This is a genomic window from Candidatus Zixiibacteriota bacterium, assembly GCA_035380245.1.
In the GTDB taxonomy this organism is placed as follows: domain Bacteria; phylum Zixibacteria; class MSB-5A5; order GN15; family FEB-12; genus DAOSXA01.
Genome location: DAOSXA010000002.1, coordinates 29,949 through 49,427, shown reverse-complemented (window position 1 = coordinate 49,427; position 19,479 = coordinate 29,949). Strand labels below are relative to the sequence as shown.

At 54.5% G+C, this 19,479-nt stretch carries 13 protein-coding genes; 2 read left to right on the top strand and 11 right to left on the bottom strand.

The genetic code is table 11. The features are described 5' to 3' along the window. Positions 1-63: 63 nt before the first annotated feature. The 5 genes from PLF13_05385 to PLF13_05365 form a co-directional block, all read right to left on the bottom strand. Positions 64-3,990 (bottom strand): glycoside hydrolase family 38 C-terminal domain-containing protein, encoded by a 3,927-nt coding sequence (locus PLF13_05385; GenBank protein HOP06710.1) that lies wholly within the window; start codon positions 3,988-3,990, stop codon positions 64-66. A 40-nt stretch (positions 3,991-4,030) separates the two neighbouring features. Beyond that, on the bottom strand, positions 4,031-5,419 hold the full coding sequence (locus PLF13_05380) for an ABC transporter permease (GenBank protein ID HOP06709.1): 1,389 nt from the start codon (positions 5,417-5,419) through the stop codon (positions 4,031-4,033). A gap of 32 nt (positions 5,420-5,451) precedes the next feature. Then, entirely contained in the window at positions 5,452-6,960 is a 1,509-nt protein-coding gene (locus PLF13_05375; GenBank protein ID HOP06708.1) for a sugar ABC transporter ATP-binding protein, read from the bottom strand. Positions 6,961-6,980: 20 nt separating this feature from the next. Continuing rightward, on the bottom strand, positions 6,981-7,928 hold the full coding sequence (locus tag PLF13_05370; protein HOP06707.1) for a substrate-binding domain-containing protein: 948 nt from the start codon (positions 7,926-7,928) through the stop codon (positions 6,981-6,983). A 119-nt stretch (positions 7,929-8,047) separates the two neighbouring features. Then, on the bottom strand, positions 8,048-8,830 hold the full coding sequence (locus tag PLF13_05365) for a response regulator transcription factor (GenBank protein HOP06706.1): 783 nt from the start codon (positions 8,828-8,830) through the stop codon (positions 8,048-8,050). Positions 8,831-8,948: 118 nt separating this feature from the next. Here PLF13_05365 and PLF13_05360 point away from each other — a divergent pair, with 118 nt between their 5' ends. Continuing rightward, on the top strand, positions 8,949-11,258 hold the full coding sequence (locus PLF13_05360) for a TonB-dependent receptor (GenBank protein HOP06705.1): 2,310 nt from the start codon (positions 8,949-8,951) through the stop codon (positions 11,256-11,258). Positions 11,259-11,510: 252 nt separating this feature from the next. Beyond that, complete coding sequence (locus PLF13_05355) at positions 11,511-12,074, top strand: hypothetical protein (GenBank protein HOP06704.1); 564 nt, start codon at positions 11,511-11,513, stop codon at positions 12,072-12,074. Positions 12,075-12,231: 157 nt separating this feature from the next. On the opposite strand, the gene PLF13_05350 is transcribed toward PLF13_05355, so the two are convergent. Genes PLF13_05350 through PLF13_05325 form a run of 6 tightly spaced genes read right to left on the bottom strand, consistent with a single transcriptional unit; the run spans position 12,232 to position 19,341 of the window. Continuing rightward, positions 12,232-13,542, bottom strand: a complete 1,311-nt coding sequence (locus PLF13_05350; protein ID HOP06703.1) for an ATP-binding protein — start codon at positions 13,540-13,542, stop codon at positions 12,232-12,234. Continuing rightward, on the bottom strand, positions 13,539-14,927 hold the full coding sequence (locus PLF13_05345) for a sigma-54 dependent transcriptional regulator (GenBank protein HOP06702.1): 1,389 nt from the start codon (positions 14,925-14,927) through the stop codon (positions 13,539-13,541). The genes PLF13_05350 and PLF13_05345 overlap by 4 nt, the downstream gene beginning before the upstream one ends. 27 nt (positions 14,928-14,954) lie before the next feature. Beyond that, the gene (locus PLF13_05340; protein ID HOP06701.1) at positions 14,955-16,148 is read right to left on the bottom strand and encodes an ABC transporter permease; all 1,194 of its coding nucleotides are present in this window, start codon (positions 16,146-16,148) and stop codon (positions 14,955-14,957) included. Next, positions 16,145-17,383 (bottom strand): FtsX-like permease family protein, encoded by a 1,239-nt coding sequence (locus PLF13_05335; protein HOP06700.1) that lies wholly within the window; start codon positions 17,381-17,383, stop codon positions 16,145-16,147. The genes PLF13_05340 and PLF13_05335 overlap by 4 nt, the downstream gene beginning before the upstream one ends. Positions 17,384-17,392: 9 nt before the next feature. Further along, on the bottom strand, positions 17,393-18,058 hold the full coding sequence (locus tag PLF13_05330) for an ABC transporter ATP-binding protein (GenBank protein HOP06699.1): 666 nt from the start codon (positions 18,056-18,058) through the stop codon (positions 17,393-17,395). Positions 18,059-18,090: 32 nt separating this feature from the next. Continuing rightward, complete coding sequence (locus PLF13_05325; GenBank protein HOP06698.1) at positions 18,091-19,341, bottom strand: efflux RND transporter periplasmic adaptor subunit; 1,251 nt, start codon at positions 19,339-19,341, stop codon at positions 18,091-18,093. Positions 19,342-19,479 lie beyond the last annotated feature (138 nt).

Below are 19,479 nucleotides of genomic sequence, written 5' to 3'. Positions count from 1 at the left end.
GTCTTTTCGTTCCGATATATGAGTATAGCGGGCGGTACAAGGCCGCCCGCCATAATTTTGAGATTATTCAATCTCTGATTTTGCATGAAACAACATATCAGTCGGGATCGGTTGTTTCGGCAGCGAAGGCCCCGCGATGTGCACCCCGAGTTCGGCGTCTCCCTCGCATTGGAACATCTCGGCTCGAATCGGATAGAGACCCGCTTTAAGACCGATTAAGCCGGTCTTTTCGAAATCGCCGTGGAGACCGTTGTTGTTGACCAGCATAGTGTCGGCAAAATAAATACGACTGCCGTCATCGGAGTTGATCGAAAGCGCATAAACACCGTCGGCCGGAATCTTGACGAAGCCTTCGAAGACAAGGCCAAAATACTCCTCGCGCGCCGTGTCCGGAATTACGATGCTGTCGGCGACGTAGGCGGTTACGACCTCCAGCGTGTCAAATCCGGGAAGACTGTCCCATTCGCCCTCGTAATAGCGGGCGTTCAATCCGCTCTCCAGATCACCGACATCGTAAGAATCGCGTAACTCGAGTTTCGCTACCGTTTTCCGAGCGACGAAGTTTTCATTATAGCCGGGGCTAAACGCTCTGGCCGAGATGGTTGTCGTTGTCGTGACAATGATCGGCTCGGTGTATAAGGCCGAAGTGGCGGTTGGCTCGGTCCCGTCGAGGGTATAGCGAATAGTAGTGTTCGGGATCGGGCTGTCCATTGTAATGATCGACCGGCCCGCAAAGGACATGCTGTCGGCAAAGATGCGGGCGAAAGCGTTGTTCACGATGTCGTAGAGCGGCTGCGCCGGGTCGACCGCTTCGTAAGGCTGCCTTACCGCCGTGGCGGACATTATACGAATCTTGTCGTTGTCCGGCAGGGTCAGCGTTCGGTCTCCCTTCCGTACTTCCAACTCAATCGGAAACAGGTAGGTGAAACGATACGCCTCGTTTTCACATTCAGGCGTGTGGCGATGCGAGCCGTACCAGGCCACCGTTTGCCGATTAATATAGGCCGGAAGAATTTGATCGCGCATATCGGTCTGAATGCCATCACAAAGCCTGTTATCCCATTGCCCGATCGGGTCCGCATAGCCCATGATCCAATCGGTCTGTTCATGTTCGCCAATTTTGAAATGCGCCTTAGCCGGGCTGCCGGTGGATGCCGCCAGCAAATAGAGACGGTCGAAATCACCCTTCGGAAGCTCCACTTTCTGACCTTCGCATGCAACTGCGTTGAGAGCACCGGCGGTCACATCGCCAAAGACGAATGGTACGTTGCGATAAACCAGAGTGTCGGGAATAAACTCGCCGGCGATGGTATAGCCCTTGCCGTCAAAGTCGCCGTCGCAACGGTCGGCGTCGAGGCTGACGCCGTCCATATTGAACGGCAGGTCCAGACAAACCGCCTCAATGCGATCTACCTCAACCTCCGGCCGTCCCAATAAAACCGCGAATGCTTTCGGCTGATAGGCGGTAAATGAGCAGACCAGACGGCCGTCCTCGACGGTGGCCGGGCCGATTTTTTCCTCCATGCCGTTGATTTCACGCGCCGACAAAACCGGCCGGTCGAACTGCAGCGTGACGCGGTCGTGGTTATTCCCGGTCAGTTCACGCAGGCGGATCACGATCTCATCGCTCTCCTCGGCCTTCTTGACGGCGTTCACCATGACGCCAGGATCGTCAACGTTCACGAGCGAATAACTCATGCCCCGAGATCCCTTATGTGAGGAAGTCTCAAAGACTGTGAGTGGTTGATTCAGGCGACTCGCCTGCCAGGCGACACCGCCGTCGGCCCAGTCCCCGGTGTGGCCCTGAATAGCGAAGTTAACCGTGTGTACACCCTGATCCTGATTGTGCTCATCGGCCACCCAGGCCCAGCCCTCGCCGATCCCCGGTGTGTGAACCAGAGTCAGGCGCAGCTTTTCGGGGGTGGGGTGATCCCAGCCGTAGCGACAGTCGTTCATGAGGGCAACGCCGTAGGAGCGGTCGGGGGCGGAGATATCGGCCCATTGCTGCCCTGGTACTTCGTAGCGCTTTTCGGTGTTGACCGGGCGGGTGATAGTGCCGAGACCGATGTCGTAGGTGACGGAATCGCTCGGAGCGGCAGTGGTCAGCGCCAGCTTCAGGAGGGTGGCTTCCTCGCCCCAGTCGATATTGGCGAAGAACTCGACGCGATTGCCGGCCTCGCCTGCACTCAGGCGGATGATCGTGGTCAGAGTAGACTTGGCCGTTTTCTGTACAACCTGAATTCCAACCCGAGCGCTGCCATTCTCTATTACAGATATCTGGGGCTCACCGACAAACAGCGGTTCAGGAGCGGCCATAATATCATTGTAGTCGATCTCCCAGGCGGGCCAGTTTTTTGGGGTATCGGCAAGAAACTCGTATCGGAGCGGCGCACCGAGCAGTTCTCGGGCGTTCTGCTTGTCGTAGACCGAGGCCACTTCCCCCAGATCGTTGAGCATTACGACATAGCGCTCGTTCTCAAGAGAGTTCAGGGTCACTTTGAGGCCGGTGTCAATCTCGCTCGGCTTCTTGGCTGGGCGGATATCGTAAACGGTGAATCCGACCGAGGGCACACGGGCGAGGAACCGCACCAGAGCGGTCTTGTCGTAGGACATCACCACATCAGCCGGGACTTCGGAGCCATCGGGGCCGATCACCTGCACGTATTTCACATCGCTTTTCGGGAGATGTATCACCGCCCCCACAACCTCTTCGCGGTCAATCGAGAGAGGATTGTAAACAACAACCGGGGTTCCCTTGGCCCGTGTGTCGAGTCCGGCTGCGACTCCGGAGACAGCCTCTTCGAGTACGGCGCTGAACCGGTTCAGGCAGAGGATTTCATCGTTCCAGGAAAACTCGTATGCCTCCGGGATGCTCGTGCCGGTGAGGTCATCGTGGAATTGATGCCAGAGAAAACGGGTCCAGGTGTCGCGCAGCATATCGCGGGGATAATCGCTCTGTCTCCAAAAATCGGCAATGACCGCAGCTCTCTCGGCGGCGTCGGCCAGCAGCTCGTTCTTCCGGTTCCAGCGTTTCATCGCTGCTTCTGAGGTGTAGCAACCGACACCGTGACGAGTCATAACGAGTTCGCCGTCGTATTCGGGAAGACGGCTAATGTCCGCGGCCTTGACGATATCAACCAGATCGTCCGCTCCGATGCTGTGCACGGCAAGGGGGCCGTCGCTGTGAATCGATTTCACCAGCCAGTCGACCGAGGCAGAATCGGGTGAGCCGCCGGAGTCGCCGGTGCCGAAGTAATGATAAGCGGCATACAAACCGCTGCTGTCGCCCTGGCGCTCGGCGGCGTTGTACCAGGTGGTGTCGCTGCTCAGATCGTCTTCTATCTTTGATACATACTTACCCGGATTAACACCACAGATTATCGAGGAGCCATCGACTCCTTTCCAGATACCGATATCGAACGGTACGCCGACCCAGGCCCCCCAGGTCAGTTTCTGGGTCGAGAACGATTCCAGACCACAATGGCGGGCAATCGACGGAAGGGCATAACCGAAACCGAAGCAATCGGGCAAAAAGATATCGCGGCTGGTTTTGCCGAATTCACGTTTGAAATAACTGTTGCCGTAAAGCGTATGCCGCACCAGCGATTCGAACGACGGGAGGTTCACATCGACCGCATCGACCCAGCTACCGGTCACGCGCCATTGACCCGACCCTATGAAGGGCCGCACCTGTTCGAACTCATCGTGGTAGTATTCGTCCATGAGCTGGTAGCGGAAGGAGCCCTCGAAGCTGAACACGTATTCGGGATAGAGTTTCATCAGGGCCAGGTTGTCGCGGAAGGTTGCCGGGATGAACTCTTCGATACTGTTCTGAATCGTCCAGCGCCATTGCGTATCCAGATGCGCCGTCCCGACAACGTACAGGTTCGGACGTGTCGAGTCCGGAGTCACGGTCATATCCTGAGCCGACACGGTCGTTATCAGGACCAGCATCAGCGCTATTGCGGGCCAACGATAGCTTCTTGTCAAAGTCTCTCTCCTTTGCGCCCTGCGGGCGAGTAAACGATAATCAAGCCGTCGATTCAGCTTGCGGTTTATTCGATTTATGCTTGAACCGGGTTTGTTTGATGCGGTCGGCCAGCACCGCGCCCAAGATTACCAGACCCAGGATTACTTTCTGTGTGTAGCTCTCGACGTTCACGAGATTCATGCCGTTCTGAATGACGGCAATGATAAAAGCTCCGATCAATGTACCGAGGATTCTTCCTTCACCCCCCACCAGGCTGGTCCCGCCGACCACTACCGCTGCGATTACATATAGCTCATAGGTCAGGCCGTAGGTCGGCGCACCGCTCTTGAGCTGCGAGGCCATGACCACCCCGCCTAATCCGGCCAGGAGACCGCAGATCGCGTAAACCGAAAAGAGTATCCATTTAACGCGAATCCCGGCCAGGCGGGCCGCTTCGGGATTGCCGCCGACGGCATAGATATAACGACCGTAGGTAGTTCTTGTCATTACGACATGCGCCACGGCATACAACACGAGCATGAGAATCACCGCATAAGGAATGCGTAACAACGGATCGACACCGCGCCCAAGCCAGACGAAACTGTCGGGGAGTTGATAAATCGGTTTTCCCTGTGAGATGATATACCCCAAGCCGGCGGCAACCTGCATCATTGCCAGCGTCGCGATGAAGGGCGGGATGCTGAATCCGGTTACCATAAATCCGCTAAATGCTCCCACCGCCGCACACAGCAGAATACCTCCAAGAGAGGCCATGATCATGGCCCCGGTTGAGGCTTCGGTCCCTCCCCATTGTCCAACCAACCAGGCCACCACGACGGCCGATAGAGCGATCAAACTGCCAACCGACAGGTCAATACCGGCGGTGATAATAACCATGGTCATGCCGATAGCGATAATCGCAATAACCGTGATCTGGTTGGCGACGTTGCGGATGTTTTCAGGCAACAGAAAACTCGGCCAGCGATGTGGCGTCGGTGACAGGATTGAGAGGCTTGAACTATTGGAAAGATGTTGAGCTACCATACGCACGGTTGCAGCAAAGGCGCTCGTTGTCAAAATGTAGTCCGGAGTCTGCCCGGTGGAATCGAGTTGCTCCAAAGCGGCTCTTATCTCAACGGGTGAGCCTGACACCGCAGGTAATAACGTCGAGGCTGCACCTTCAAGCCTGACATTAAGCGCTTCCGTGAACTCACTGTCGGCCTTACCGTCCTGCGTCACGACAATCAGACGCGCTCCTGCAGTCAGACGGTCCTCAAGCTGCTCCCACACATTCTCGGCGGCATCGGCGCCGGTGGGATATTGGTCTTTGATCGTCAGCAGCGAAAACAAGACGCAGAGGGCCGCGAGGATTACGATCATGCCGTAGTCGGACATCATCCGACGCCACCAGACGGTACGATTGGTTATCAAGGCTTTGTTGTCAGTCACGTTTGCCAAAAGCTCACTCCCGTATTGTCGAATCAAACCGCCATTGACATGATCTCGGCCTGATCGGTCCCGGCCACATCGCTTATCTCTCCGGATATCCTTCCTCGTCGCATGACCAGGATGCGGTCGCAGATACCCAGCAATTCCGGCAGTTCCGATGAAATCACGATTATAATTTTGCCCTGTTTCACCAGCCGGTTGATTAATAGATACATTTCGTACTTGGCGCCGACGTCTATTCCCCTGGTTGGTTCATCGAAAATGATCACTTCCGAGTTGGTTTCGAGCCACCGCGCCACCAGTAATTTTTGCTGATTGCCGCCGGACAACTCTTCGGCGCGCTGGTCGAATCCCGACAGCCGGATATTGAGCTCCGAAGTGCGGTCGATAAATCGTTCTTTTTCCTTATGAGCATCGATAAAACTCAACCTCGACCAGCTTCTAAGATTGGGCAGCGCGAAGTTGTCCATAGCCGACGCCCCCAGCACCAGTCCCTGAGCTTTGCGATCCTCGGTCAGCAGGCATATCCCCGCTTCGATGGCCTCGTGTGGTGAGGAGATATCAACCTTTTGACCATCTAAATAAGTTTCGCCCGATTCCTTATGGTCCGCCCCGAAAATCAGTCGCGCCAGTTCGGTGCGCCCGGCTCCCATGAGTCCGGCCAGACCGAGCACCTCACCTCGTCGTGCGACGAACGATACATCACGCACGATGCCGCCGCACAAATCATGCACCTTGAAATACTCCTCACCGGCCGTCGTTTTTTCCTTAGGGTACTCCTGATCCAACGATCGTCCGACCATCGTCTCAATCAAATCACGGCGGTTGAACTCAACGGTCGGGCGGGTAGCCACCGTGACGCCGTCTCGCATGACCGTGATCCGGTCGGCAATTTTGAGGACTTCATCCAGACGATGACTGATAAAAATGATCCCCATACCGCGTTCGGTGAATTCTTTCAGGTTCTCGAAGAGATGTGCCACCTCCTGGGGGGCAAGCGCTGCGGTCGGTTCATCCATTACCAGAACGTTCGCCTCACGAGCCAGAGCGCGGGCAATTTCGACAATCTGCTGCTGGGCCACGGTCAGTTCCGAGACCAGCAGGTTCGCCTTGAAATCAGCGCCAAGACGTTCGAGCAGAGCGGCCGCCTGACCTGATTCACGGCGCTGATCCAAAAGACCGTGGTGAGTGGCTTCATGACCGAGGGCGATATTCGCGGCTACGGTCAATCCGGGCACCAGGGTGAACTCCTGATAGATTGTGGCGATCCCGGCTTTTTGTGCATCGAGTGGTTTACGAAATGAAACCGGTCTTCCGGCGATACGGATTTCGCCCGTATCGCGTTCATGGACACCGGTCAGAACTTTGATCAGGGTGCTTTTCCCGGCGCCGTTCTCCCCTACCAGGGCATGAATCTCCCCAGGTCGCAAATCGAAATCGGCGATCTTGACGGCCAGCACGCCGGGAAACGATTTACGAATCCCGGACATGACGACCAGACACGAGTGATTATTCCCGGTCCTATTGTCGGGAGAACCCATGCGCTACTCCGGCCGCTCGACTATTGCGCTTCGGCCTGACCGAAAAGACCGCAGGGGATCAGTACCGTCGGGGAGACTTCACCGCCCGACAGATAGGTCTTAATCGATTCGATAGTAGTCTGCCCGATGAGCTTTGGCTGCTGAATCACATCGGCGTAGATTTTTCCCTCTTTGATCGCTTTCCGCGCCTCCGGGACGGCATCGAAACCGATAATCTTCACTTTGCCTGCCTTGCCGGCTTTTTCCACGGCCGCCAGAACACCTAAAGCGGAGTCATCATTAATACCGAAAAACGCGGTCACATCGGGATGCGCCTGAAGCACGTCCTCGGCAGTCCGGAACGCCTGATCCTTGACACCGTGACCGGTGAGTTTGGCCACGATCTCGATCCCCTCATGGGCAGCCATTTCATCCTCGAATCCCTTAACACGCTGAATCACCGATTCCACTTCGGGATGATCGATAATCGCCACTTTGCCGCTGTTGCCGATGGCCTCGGCCACCGCCTGAGCCGCTAGTTTGCCGCCCTCGTAGTTATCCGAGGCACAATGCGAGATAACTTTGGCCCCTTCGGCCAGACAGGCGATATCGGCCGTAAAGACCGGAATACCGGCCTCGTTGGCAGCCTGAATCGCAGTCCCGATTGATTTGGAATCACACGGTGACACTACAATCGCGTTGACCTTCTGGACGATGAAATCCTGAACCTGATCCTTTTGTTTGGCAACGTCGAATTCACCCGCCGTGACGAGCAGTTCGAATCCGGCTGAATCGGCCGCCGCTTTGAGGCCTTCCTCAAGATCCTGATAGAACGGATGGGTTCGAGTTAAAAGCGAAACCCCGATTTTGACGTGCGATCCGTCCGAGGATTTCGCTTTGCCGTCGTTGTCGGCCTGACCGCAGGCCAGTCCCAGGGTCAGCAGACCGATGGATAGAACAATCACTCCCCATTGCGCGCTTCTGGACATTTGCAACCTCACTCTTGATATGCTCTTAGCTCGTAGAGCTTTTCTTTTCAAGAATTCTTTGTTGAGAGATTATAATAGTTTGCCGTTCCAACTCAAAGCAAATCTATGAAGGGACTTCCTCACTCCTCCGGCCAGGTAAGGCCGATGTCGAGAGCATATCGGATAGCCTCTGCGGTGTTCGAGACATCAAGTTTTTTGAGAATGCGCTGCCGATGCGTGTTAACCGTGTTGACGCTTATGTAAAGAAGATCGGCGATCTCCCGGCTGACCAGCCCCTTTGAAACAAGGTGCAGGATCTCCTTCTCCCTCATCGTCAACAGATCGGCGGTCGCCTCGCGCGGGGGCCACTCGAACAACTGCCCGGTTTTTGAGTCGATCATCCGGCAGCGGAATGATGTCTCAGTATCGGCGTACGGCGATATGTTGAGCACACTCAGGGCGAGCCAGACATTGCCCCGCCTATCCAACTCCAGCACCGATTGCTGTTCGAGCACCCGGATGTATTTATCTTCGGGGCCCAGCATGCGGTAATCGGCGAACATCTTGCCGTCCCTGCGTCGCTCGGGGGAGATACGCAGGAGGAAACTCATGAAGTAGATCCCGGACCGAAAAAGCTGGAGCCGGTCTTCCGGATGCAGGCGATCATCGTTGCGGACGCTGTCGCCCGGGCGCTCCGGGTCCCACTCCCAACCGAATACGGTGCGATACTTGGGGGAAACGTAGATATGTTCGCGCCGGTGTATATCGAACACCGAAAGCGCGGCCGTTTCGACCTCATCCATGGCGGTCAGGAGATCGATATGGCGCTGCGCGATGGCCGGATCAAGGTCCGTCTCGGAAAACTCCTGCGCATCCAGCAGCCTGGCGAATTCATTTTGAAGCCGGGTAAGTTCCTGATCCATACGTCCTCAAATACTGATTTCTGACGATTGTAATAAATCCTGATTCGGCGATCTTTCAACAACAAAGCGTCGATTGGCAACAGTCGGCCTGTCTTGTGAAATTGAGGAGACATTTGGGATGACAAGATATTCCGGTTCGTATCCGCTCTTAACCGCAGCAATCATAGCCCTCACCCTCGCCACAGCGACCGGGGTTATCGCCGGAGACCTCATCGGCACAATCAGCGGCCGCGTGGTCGATGCTTCCACCCGTGCTCCGCTCCCCGGCGCAAGCATCAGCGTGATCGAGACCAAACTCGGAGCCGTCGCAGATGAAAGTGGTGAGTTCACTATCAAGCGCGTGCCCGTCGGAGGGTATACCGTTCGTGTCAACAGCCTCGGCTACACGCCGCTGTCCCAGCCCGACGTAATTGTCCGATCCGGACGAATTACCCGGATTGAGATGGAACTGAAGCCGACCCTGATCGTAATCGAAGGAGTGGCGGTGAGCAGTGGTTATTTTATCGAGCAGGATGACCAGCCGGCCAGCACGGCCGAGTTCTCGGGCGAGGAAATCCGCCGTGCGCCCGGATCGGCCGGAGATGTCAGTCGCATTATCGGCGCGCTTCCAAGCATCGCTAAAACCGATGATCAGGTCAACGCCCTGGCGGTGCGCGGCGGCAATCCCTCGGAGAACGGCTTCTACCTCGATAACATCGAGATTCCCAATATCAATCATTTTCCGCGAGAGGGGACTTCGGTAGGAAGTCTCAGTCTGATCAATGTCGACTTGATCCGCGATGTCAAATTCTCGGCCGGAGGTTTCCCTTCCGGATTTGGCAATCGGCTGTCCTCAATAATGGAGCTGTCGTTTCGTGAGGGCAACCGCGAGGAGTTCGATGGCCAGGCTAGCTTTGATCTGATCGGCCTGGGTGCGGTCGCGGAAGGCCCCTTCCCCGGCGGCAAGGGTTCCTGGCTGGTGTCGACTCGTAAGAGTTATCTTGATCTGCTGGTTGATATTGCGAGTATCGAGCTGGCACCGGAGGTGAACGATTATCAGGGGAAGATCGTTTATGACCTCTCCCCGGCTCATTCGCTGAGCCTGGTTGGCCTGGCCGGTGTCAGCATCATGGACTACACTCGCGAACAAGCGGTGAAAGACGGCAATTCCAACTATGCCGTGACCGACAACAACAACTACACCTTCGGACTCAATTGGCGCTATCGCTGGAGTCAGCAAGGCTATTCCAACAGCTCGATCTCGCTGCAACGAGTCAAATACGGCTCCGAGGCATATCGCACCGCAACCGACAGTCTGCTTCAAATAAACCGTTCGTTCGAGCACCAGGCCAATCTACGCAACAGCAGTTTCTACAACATCAGCGAGCGGGCGCAGATCGAGTTTGGCGGTGATGTGACCTATCTTTACGACGACTTCGATTACTTCGCCAATCCCGGGGTGAATGCCCTGGGCGAACCGGTTTCCTCTATCGACATACAGAAGGAGTTGACGGCCACATATCTGGGGGCATTTGCCAGTATGATTCTACACCCCGGATCAAAACTCACTACTACTATTGGCCTGCGTTATGACCGGAACGATTGCGGCGATCATACTCATTTATCCCCTCGCCTGTCCGCCTCATTTGACTTGACCGACCGAACCTCGCTTTTCACGGCCGTCGGCCTTTACTACCAGCCGCTCACCCCGCTCGTGCTCGTTCAAAACGAAGAAGCAGCGAAGCTGGAGGAACCACAGGCCCGGCACTACATTATAGGTTGGCGACATTTACTGGCCGAGGACACCCGGCTGACGGTCGAGAGCTACTATAAAGACTATCGTCGTCTGACCATGGACACCTCGCTGCCGCAGTTTTTAGTCCTTGATGCCGACAACGCCGAGTTCAGTGCGGAGACTTACGAATATCTGACCGATCGCGGCCGGGCGAAGAGCTACGGCTTTGAAGCCACCCTGCAGAAAAAGCTCGCCCACGGCATCTACGGCCTGCTCGGATTCTCGCTTTCACACAGCGAATACCGTGATTTGCGCGGCGTCTGGCGCAATCGTGTATTCGACAACCGCTTTATCTTTAGCGCGGAAGGAGGGTACAAACCAAACAAACATTGGGAATTCAGCGCTCGCTGGATTATTGCCGGCGGACGGCCCTATACTCCGCTCAATCTGACCGAATCAGCCGCTCAAAACCGTACCGTGCTGGATGAATTCCACGTTAACGAAAGCCGCTACCCGGCTTATCATTCGCTCAATCTGCGGGTTGACCATCGTTATTACTTCTCCGGCTCAAACCTCGTGATATACCTTTCGTTATGGAACGCATACAATCATAAAAACATTGCCGCCTATTACTGGAATGAGTTAGAACACAAGCCGGATGAAGTAACCCAATGGGGTCTCATGCCGATCCTCGGAATCGAATGGGAGCTGTAGGCCGAGGTCTTCCGCTGCTTATCGACGCAATTCTCTCATAGACTGCCTAATCGGACCGACACGAACAAGGATTCGGTACAGATGTACCGCGAGGGGCGCCATAATAGTCATAATTTCGTCCACCCTTTCTCGTATCAGGTTGCTGCAGGACAAATTGCACCCATCAAATTAGTTGGGCATGACATTTGTAATACTCCCGCTTCGGAAACTGATTATGGAGGATCTGGTCACTTTCATACCGGAGAAGACAGAATGAGTGTTAAGAACAATTCCATTTCTTACAAAAACCTTGGCTTGATATCTATCCTGATGATAGGCCTTTTTGCCCTGGCTTTACCGGGCTGTTCCGATCAATCAGCCGCAAGCCCGGTTACCTCGTCCAGCTTAATTCAGCAGTCGGCTTACAACAGCCTCGATATCGACGAGACTATGCAGTTCAGTCCCCACAAGATTAATCTTCAATCAACCAGCACCACCAGCGAGAGCGTCCAGGCAATCATCAGCGTTGTCATCCCGAGCGATTATCACATCTCGGATTTTGCCTTTACGCTGTCCTTTAACGGCGAAGCAGTAGTTGACGCGTATGATTTTTACTACTGCTACATCGACAACAATCTGGTCATTTATTTCAACAAGAGCGAGGTGATTGCCAGCCCGGTAACCCAGGCACTGGCCAACACCACCGTCGTGGCGGCAGTCGATGGTTATTTCACGGCGTCGTCGGATACCGACAGCTTTACGGTTGACCTGTCAACCGTCGCTGAGGTGGAGATTATCAGACCGTCGCAGAAGAACAACACGGTTTCGTTCCGCTAGTCGGCGGGACCTTTTAGCAAAGCTTTTCAAGACCCTCCTATATCAGAATCCCACCCCACCGGCGGGCGACCTTAGAGTCCCCGCCGGTTTTTCTTTGGAATCAGATTTGTCGTTCCGCATTGCCTTAATCAGACAATAATGGATGCTTCTTGAAGGGTTACTCCCCGCTTTCGAACTCGATCCAGAAGACCGCGCCGCCGTTGAGGCCGGGCTCCAGATTGAACCGGCAGCCGTGGTTCAGCAGCACCTCGCGCGTCAGCGTCAAACCGACCCCGTGACCGTTACGTTTGTTCGTGTAAAAAGGCGTGAACATCTGCTTGCGGACTTCTTCACTTATTCCTCGTCCGTTGTCGGCAATAGTGATACACGGCGGCGCCGAAGTTACCTGCATTGATATCGTACCGTCGTTCTCGATAGACTCCATCGCATTGCGGACGATATTTATCAACACCTGCTCGATCTGGTCCACATCGATTGCCGCCATCACTGGTTGTTCACACGGCGTCAGTTTCACCTCGATCCCCCGCTCCTGCGCCTCGGCCGCCGTCAGCACCTGAATTGACTTGAGCAGATTCACCAGGTCGTAAGGAACTTTATCAGGTTCCGGCACACGTACCACCGAAGCCAGGCGAGTCATGAAGCTGTTCAGACCGTTATTTCGGTTGATCGCCACATGCGCGACGCTGGTGAACTCTTCCCGGTCTCCGTCAGTGAGCTGCGCTGCAAAGGCCAGGCTCGACTCGAGGATCGAATTGACCGCACCGACCGTATTGTTCACCTCGTGCGACATCATCCGTATCACTGAGGTGTAGGCTTTCTTCTGTGTGTCGAGAATCTCCTTCGTCAGTTCCTCAATCAATAGAAAATGGCGATGAAAACCGCGATCCAGAAAATGCGATTTCTGACAGCGATAGGTTTGCATACCGCTGAGACTGATCACTCGCTTTTCTCCCGGCTCCATCCCTGTCAGCGCTTCGCCAAGGGGACCGGGTAAATCGTTGCACGAGCGTCCCAAAAGGACATCAGTGGTACATCCCAGTAACCGCGCCGCGATGGGATTCACCAGGCTGACTTTGTCGTCCAGGTCGAGAATTAACACGCCGGTCGGCGAGGCATGGATCAGACGTTCGAGAAAGTAATGCTGTTCTCGCTGTTTGGTTCGCTCCTCGCGAAGCTGATCGATCATGCGGTTGTAGACATCGATCAACTCATCGAGTTCCGGTTGTCCCGTGGGGAGAAACTTCGATTGGAAATCCTTGTCGCGGATCGTCTCCACGCCCGATGCAATGAGATTGAGGGGTTTCAAGAAAGCGCGATAGAGATGAATTGAAAAAAACAAAATCCCCAGTAAAATGATTTCAGCTATAAGAAATACCCATTTGTCGGTCGGAAGAATAAAAAGCGCCAGACCGAAAACAACGACATGAACGAGTATCACGAAGAGAATGAAACGCAGACGCAGACTCACAACGATATCCCGTATTTCTCAAGGCGACGGTACAGCGCAGCGCGGCTGAGTCCCAGTGAGCGGGCTACCCGGCTGAGATTGTGGTCATGATGATCCAGCGCCTTACGGATCATCGACTCCTCCATCTGGTCGAGCGTCACCGTTCCCACCGCCGGGAGTTCGATCGTGCCGGACATTTGCGGCGCCCGGTCGAGTTGCCGCATGAAATCGGCTTCATCCAGTAAGTTATCGGTCGAAACCAGTACCGTTCGTTCGACCACATTCTTGAGTTGCCGGATATTTCCCGGCCAGGGATGAGCCTTGAGCCGATCCATCGCGGCGCGGCTGACGGTCAGTTGCGGCCTGTCATAGAGCTCTTTGAGATTGTCCACGAAATGCGCCGTCAGCAACGGAATATCAGAGCGTCGGTCGCGCAAAGCCGGAAGTTGCACCTTTATCAGATTGATGCGATAATACAAATCTTCGCGAAATTTGCGCTCACCGACCTGTTTTTCGAGATCGCGGTTGGTCGCCGACACGAGCCGGAAATCAGAAGAACGACTGATGCTGGTTCCGAGTACCTCGAACGAGTGGTCTTGAAGCACGCGCAGGAGTTTGACCTGACTGGCTGGATCGAGTTCGCCGATTTCATCGAGGAAGATCGTGCCGCCGTCGGCCAGTTCGAAACGACCGATCCGATCCGCGGCCGCTCCGGTAAACGCTCCCTTCTTGTGCCCGAACATCTCGCTCTCGAACAACGTTGCAGGAATCCCTCCGAGATTGACTCGCACGAACGGTCCCTCGACTCGCCGGCTGTTGGCGTGAATTGCCTCCGCTACCAGTTCCTTGCCGGTGCCGCTTTCCCCCTCGATCAACACCGGGGCATCGGTAGCACAGACCCGCGCCACGGTGCGCAGGACCTCCAGGAATTTCTCATCACATCCGATCAGCTTTTCGAAATCGTAAGTCTTATCCAAATCCTCGCGCGCCGCCGGTTTCGTGCCGGTAGCTTTGTCCGATGATGAGAGGCTTAGCGCGGTACGAACCGAACGCAAAAACTGATCGTTGTTCCAGGGTTTGGTGATGAAATCCCGCGCGCCTCGTTTCATTCCCTCGACCGCCAGAGGAATCGAACCCCAGGCCGTGATCAGAATCACCGGTCGCGTCGGGTACAATTCGTGCAACTCCCGCAACAACACCAGGCCTTCGTCGCCGCTGGTATTGGCCGAGAAATTCATATCGAGCACGAACAAATTGGGGGGAACGGTCTTAGCCGCTTCCAGAGCCGACCCGTGTCCATCAGCAGTCGCAATCGTGTATCCGGCGTGCTTCAGCAAAAGACTCAACGAGGCGCGAACCGCCTCGTCGTCGTCGATAATCAGAATGCGAGCGCTGTCGGTAGTCATGCGATTTATCTCTTACCTTCGGTGAGATCACTCATCATGCAAAGCCTGTGCCGGGTGAATATGACCAGCCAGGCGGGCCGGGTACCAGGCGCATAGTCCCACCAACAGGTATATTACCACGGCTGAGGTTAAAATGGCAAGTAGATATGCGCCAGGGCTTATTTCCGGTCCCATGAGTCCCAGCACCGGAACCTGAATGGCGAGCACCACTCCCACTATAAGCGCGAAAGTAGCCAGCACCAGCGCCTCACCCAGAATCTGACGATTGACCAGGATCGCGGAGGCCCCCAAAGCCCGTCTCAGGCCGATCTCCGAGCGGCGGCGGTTAATCGAATACCAGAGAACACCGAACAAACCCAAGGCGACGTTAATAATCAGGAAGAAGCCGATGACGGCCGGTATTAACAATCCGAGATATTTGTCCTTGATGTATTCCGAGCGCAATTCTGCGATGTTATCGATGCGAATCGACCAGCTCGGGACCATGCCGTTGACATATTTAGCGAGGTTGTTTTCGAATGCAACTCCCGTTCCCGGCCTGACCCGAACAACGGCCCTATTGGGGGGCACGTTGGCATCACTCGTCAGACTCAACCTTTGAAACATCTGCGGATACTGGTCAATGAATTCACCCCGGTAACGATAACAGTCAATCACGCCCACGATGAAATACTCTTTGTGTGTATCGGCAATCGTTTGTCCTATCGCCGAAGAATCACCGAATACATTTTTCGCGAGGCTGAGATCGACCACTACCGGTTTCGCCAACAGGGCATCGTGCTCGGGGCCGAACCAGGTTCCCTCGACCAGGTTGATTCCCAGGACATTGACATATTCATCAGTGCACGGCATGACATCGAAAGCAATTTCGCGCCCGTCGATTTCCACATCCGAGCGCCAGACGGCGTCACCGTACGGTGTGTTGTTGTAACACCAGGCGATGTTTTCGATTTCTTCATAGGCCAGCATTTCGGATTCAATACGCCGCAGCATTTCACGCACCTGCTCCCTGGTCTGGCCGACCACCTTATCCTCCCATTCGACCTGCATAACCCAAAGGTCATCGGGATTAAATCCGATTGGATCGAGCCATTGCATTCCCCAACCGGCCATAGTTGCCGTTATCCCGAACAACACTAAAAAGGAAACCAGTATTTCAATCATGAGCAGCATGTTGCGCCGCTTGCGATTCCAAATCAGCTTGAACATGTGGCGAATCATGATTCCACTCCTCTCAGGGCTTCCACCGGTTTCATTTTAGCCATGCGATAGGCCGGATAAACACCGGAGATCAAACCGAAAACGAGGCAGATCAGAAGAGTATACAGAAAGAACACGAAATCAGGTTCGAATTTGCCGAAAGGCACCAGACTGCTGCCGGTGGCTAAAGACAATAACAACCAGGATAAAATCCAGGCGGCAACACCACCTATCAGAGTTAGAATGATATTCTCGATCAAAAATTGTCCCACCAGCGCCGAGCGACTCGCACCGAATGCTTTCCGCACTCCGATCTCAGAAGCGCGTTCCATGATTCGAGTGATATTGAGATTCACCAGATTGATCGTTGGGAACAACATAAACAACAACATGGAACCGATTATCATCCCAACCACGGCGATAATGGGGGTATTGCTTTCATCGTCGAACAATTTGGCCGTAATCAGTTCATCGCTGGTTCGTATATGAGATTCTATTTTCGAGAACTCACCGGCATAATCGGTGCGGGCTTGTTCCAGACTCCGCTCCCATTCCTCTTTTATCAACGGGAAGGAGCCTTTTGAATCAGCTAGAACAATCGCGAGGTAATCACCCCAAAGTGCCTCGCTTATTTTCACGGTCGGTTCGGTGGTAATCGGGACAAAACAGTCGGCCGCCGCCTCCATAGCGGGGATATCCTCTTTATGAATAACTCCAACGACACGATAATTCCCTTCGGTCGTTTCCAGCATTTCGCCGAGAACGGAACGATTACCGAACACCTGGTTGCGAGTGAAATCGGTGATTACGGCAACGTAATCAGCCTGCGCTACCGCCTGACTGTCGTACGGATGCCCTTCCACGAAATCATATTCGAGGATATCCCAGAATTCCGCATCGGTGTGTTTCATCTTCAGGTCGATACGATGATCCCCGACGTATGAACTTACCGTAATGCCCTTTGTCTGAATCGATACCTCTTCCGGTGTTGTCATCGATTTGGCATATTTCTCCAGAAACCGGTATCCCGGACCGCTGCCGATTCTCATATCTTCGCTCCAGAGATCAATGCGATTAATGAACATGGATCGGTCGTATTTGGAACCGGGACGGGCCGGAGAAAGCATGCGTTCGGCGAAAGCTGCCGCGATAATAAGAACCGTAAGGGTAAAAGTGATACCCGACAGACTGATTATCGTGAAGAACTTCCGTCGCATCAATACCTTCAAGGCAACTTTGACGATATTCTTGAACATCGTTCCTCCCTACTCCACCTGAGAGCCATCATGCAAACGTACGATCCGTTTCGTCCGTTCGGCCATGGCCTGGCTGTGGGTGACCATAACTATCGTTGCCTGTTCATCCTTATTCAGCGCCAGCAGGATATCCATGATCTCATCACTCATGACCGAGTCCAGATTACCGGTCGGCTCGTCGGCCAGGATAACATCCGGCTCACCCACAATGGCGCGGGCAATCGCCACCCGCTGACACTGACCCCCGGACAACTGCGTCGGGAAATGCCGCGTGCGTGCGCTCAGCCCCACCTTGTCCAGAGCCGCCAGCGCCCGTTGGCGACGCTCCGGGGCGGATATGTGCCGATACAACAGCGGCAATTCCACATTGTCTACCACCGACAAATCATTGATCAGATGAAAACTCTGGAAAATGAAGCCAATATGCTCGTTGCGAAGCCGGGCCAGTTCGCGGTCGTTCATTCGGCTGACCGGCTGTTCTCCGATGTCGACGCCCCCCCGCGTGGGAACATCCAGGAGACCGATCACATTCAGCAAAGTGCTTTTGCCGGAACCTGAGGGTCCCATTATCGAAAGGAACTCCCCCTTATCGATCGACAGATTGATATTCTTGAGCGCCAGTGTTTCAATCGTGTCGGTGCGATACACTTTTTCGACGTTGGTTAGCTTGATCATTGTTTCCGACCTTTATTGAAATAATGCATTGTTCAATCGTTAATCCGGATCGACTCGTTCTGTTCGTACTCACTCATATCCGATACGATCACTTCCTGACCCGGTTTAATATCTCCGATCAATTCGACCCAGTCGTAGTTGGAGACACCGATATCGACCGAATGCCGAACCGCCCGGTCGCCCTCAATCACGAACAGCTTCTGGTCAACCCGACCGTGGTAAAACGACCCGTTTTTCACTCGAATCACTCCTTTTTTGTAGGATGTGATCACATACAGGTCGGTTCTCAGGTTCGGCCGCAACGATGGGTGGTGAGGCTGTTCGGGGACAACATCGAACCGCACCAGCCCCCCCTCTACACTGGGCCGGACGGCGGTGATGATCCCCGGGATACTTTCTTTGTTTCCAATTCGGATAACAGCCGGTCCGCCGACACACAACTTGTCGACATGAATATCAGAGACTTGCCCCTCGACCTTGTAGCGAGTAAGGTCGGCGACACGCGCCACGGCTTCACCGGCGGCAACATGCGCACCGAGATTGTCGTTGACCCAGGTCACCACCCCGTCACGGTCGGCTCTTGCCCCGGCCAGGGTAAGATCGCGTTCCGCTTCGCTGATTTCATTTTCCTTCATCCTGATGGTCAGGTCAAGACCCTCGATTTCGGTCTGAAGAGCTTCCTTCTCGTTCTCAATACTCAATTTTGCCTGATCGAGTTGCCGGTCGGCGATTTCTTTATCAAGCGCGGCCTGCGCCACCTGTTCCTGAGTCGCTCCGCCAAGCTCGTGCAGCTTGCGCGTCCGTTCCAACTGGGTGTTTTTGAACTCCGCTTCCAGCCGTTTGATATCCAGCGCTGCCTCAAGATCAATCGTTCTTCGTTCGAGAGACAATTGCATCTGCCGTTTCTGGTTTAAATGGTAGTTCAGTTCATCACGAAGTTTCCCTGCCCGAAACGTCAGGGCACTGATATCCAACGCTACTATCGCCTCCCCGGCCTGCACCGTGTCACCGGAATGATGCCGAAGTTCCTGAACAGTCGTCTGGACCGGAGCGGTTATCACCTGTTCGTATTCCGGAACCACTACGCCACTGGCGGAGATACTGGCCTCAACATCCCCGATTTCGGCAGTCGATACGAGGATGCGATGTCTGTCGACACTCGGCGAAATGAAGGCTCTCAGCATTAGAACAGCAATAATCAGGAATACAGAAATGAGCATCAACTTGAGCCATCGCCAGGCTTTCTTGCGCTTTATTTCGTGTTGGGGAATTTCTCGATCCATACTTATTTATCCGGGTGTATCTTCTTTTGCCAGACTCTATTGCAAGCCCTGTGCCAAACGACACCTCGTTGCAGCACAACGAGTTTACGATGCGTAAGAAGAATCAGACTGTCCGGAAACGGACAGTCTGTCCGATAT

What these genes read in the sequence shown, in the direction of transcription:
- PLF13_05375 (HOP06708.1), bottom strand. Translation starts at nt 6,960, where the DNA reads ATGGGTTCTCCCGACAATAGGACCGGGAATAATCACTCGTGTCTGGTC.
- PLF13_05370 (HOP06707.1), bottom strand. Translation starts at nt 7,928, where the DNA reads ATGTCCAGAAGCGCGCAATGGGGAGTGATTGTTCTATCCATCGGTCTG.
- PLF13_05365 (HOP06706.1), bottom strand. Translation starts at nt 8,830, where the DNA reads ATGGATCAGGAACTTACCCGGCTTCAAAATGAATTCGCCAGGCTGCTG.
- PLF13_05360 (HOP06705.1), top strand. Translation starts at nt 8,949, where the DNA reads ATGACAAGATATTCCGGTTCGTATCCGCTCTTAACCGCAGCAATCATA.
- PLF13_05355 (HOP06704.1), top strand. Translation starts at nt 11,511, where the DNA reads ATGAGTGTTAAGAACAATTCCATTTCTTACAAAAACCTTGGCTTGATA.
- PLF13_05345 (HOP06702.1), bottom strand. Translation starts at nt 14,927, where the DNA reads ATGACTACCGACAGCGCTCGCATTCTGATTATCGACGACGACGAGGCG.
- PLF13_05340 (HOP06701.1), bottom strand. Translation starts at nt 16,148, where the DNA reads ATGATTCGCCACATGTTCAAGCTGATTTGGAATCGCAAGCGGCGCAAC.
- PLF13_05335 (HOP06700.1), bottom strand. Translation starts at nt 17,383, where the DNA reads ATGTTCAAGAATATCGTCAAAGTTGCCTTGAAGGTATTGATGCGACGG.
- PLF13_05330 (HOP06699.1), bottom strand. Translation starts at nt 18,058, where the DNA reads ATGATCAAGCTAACCAACGTCGAAAAAGTGTATCGCACCGACACGATT.
- PLF13_05325 (HOP06698.1), bottom strand. Translation starts at nt 19,341, where the DNA reads ATGGATCGAGAAATTCCCCAACACGAAATAAAGCGCAAGAAAGCCTGG.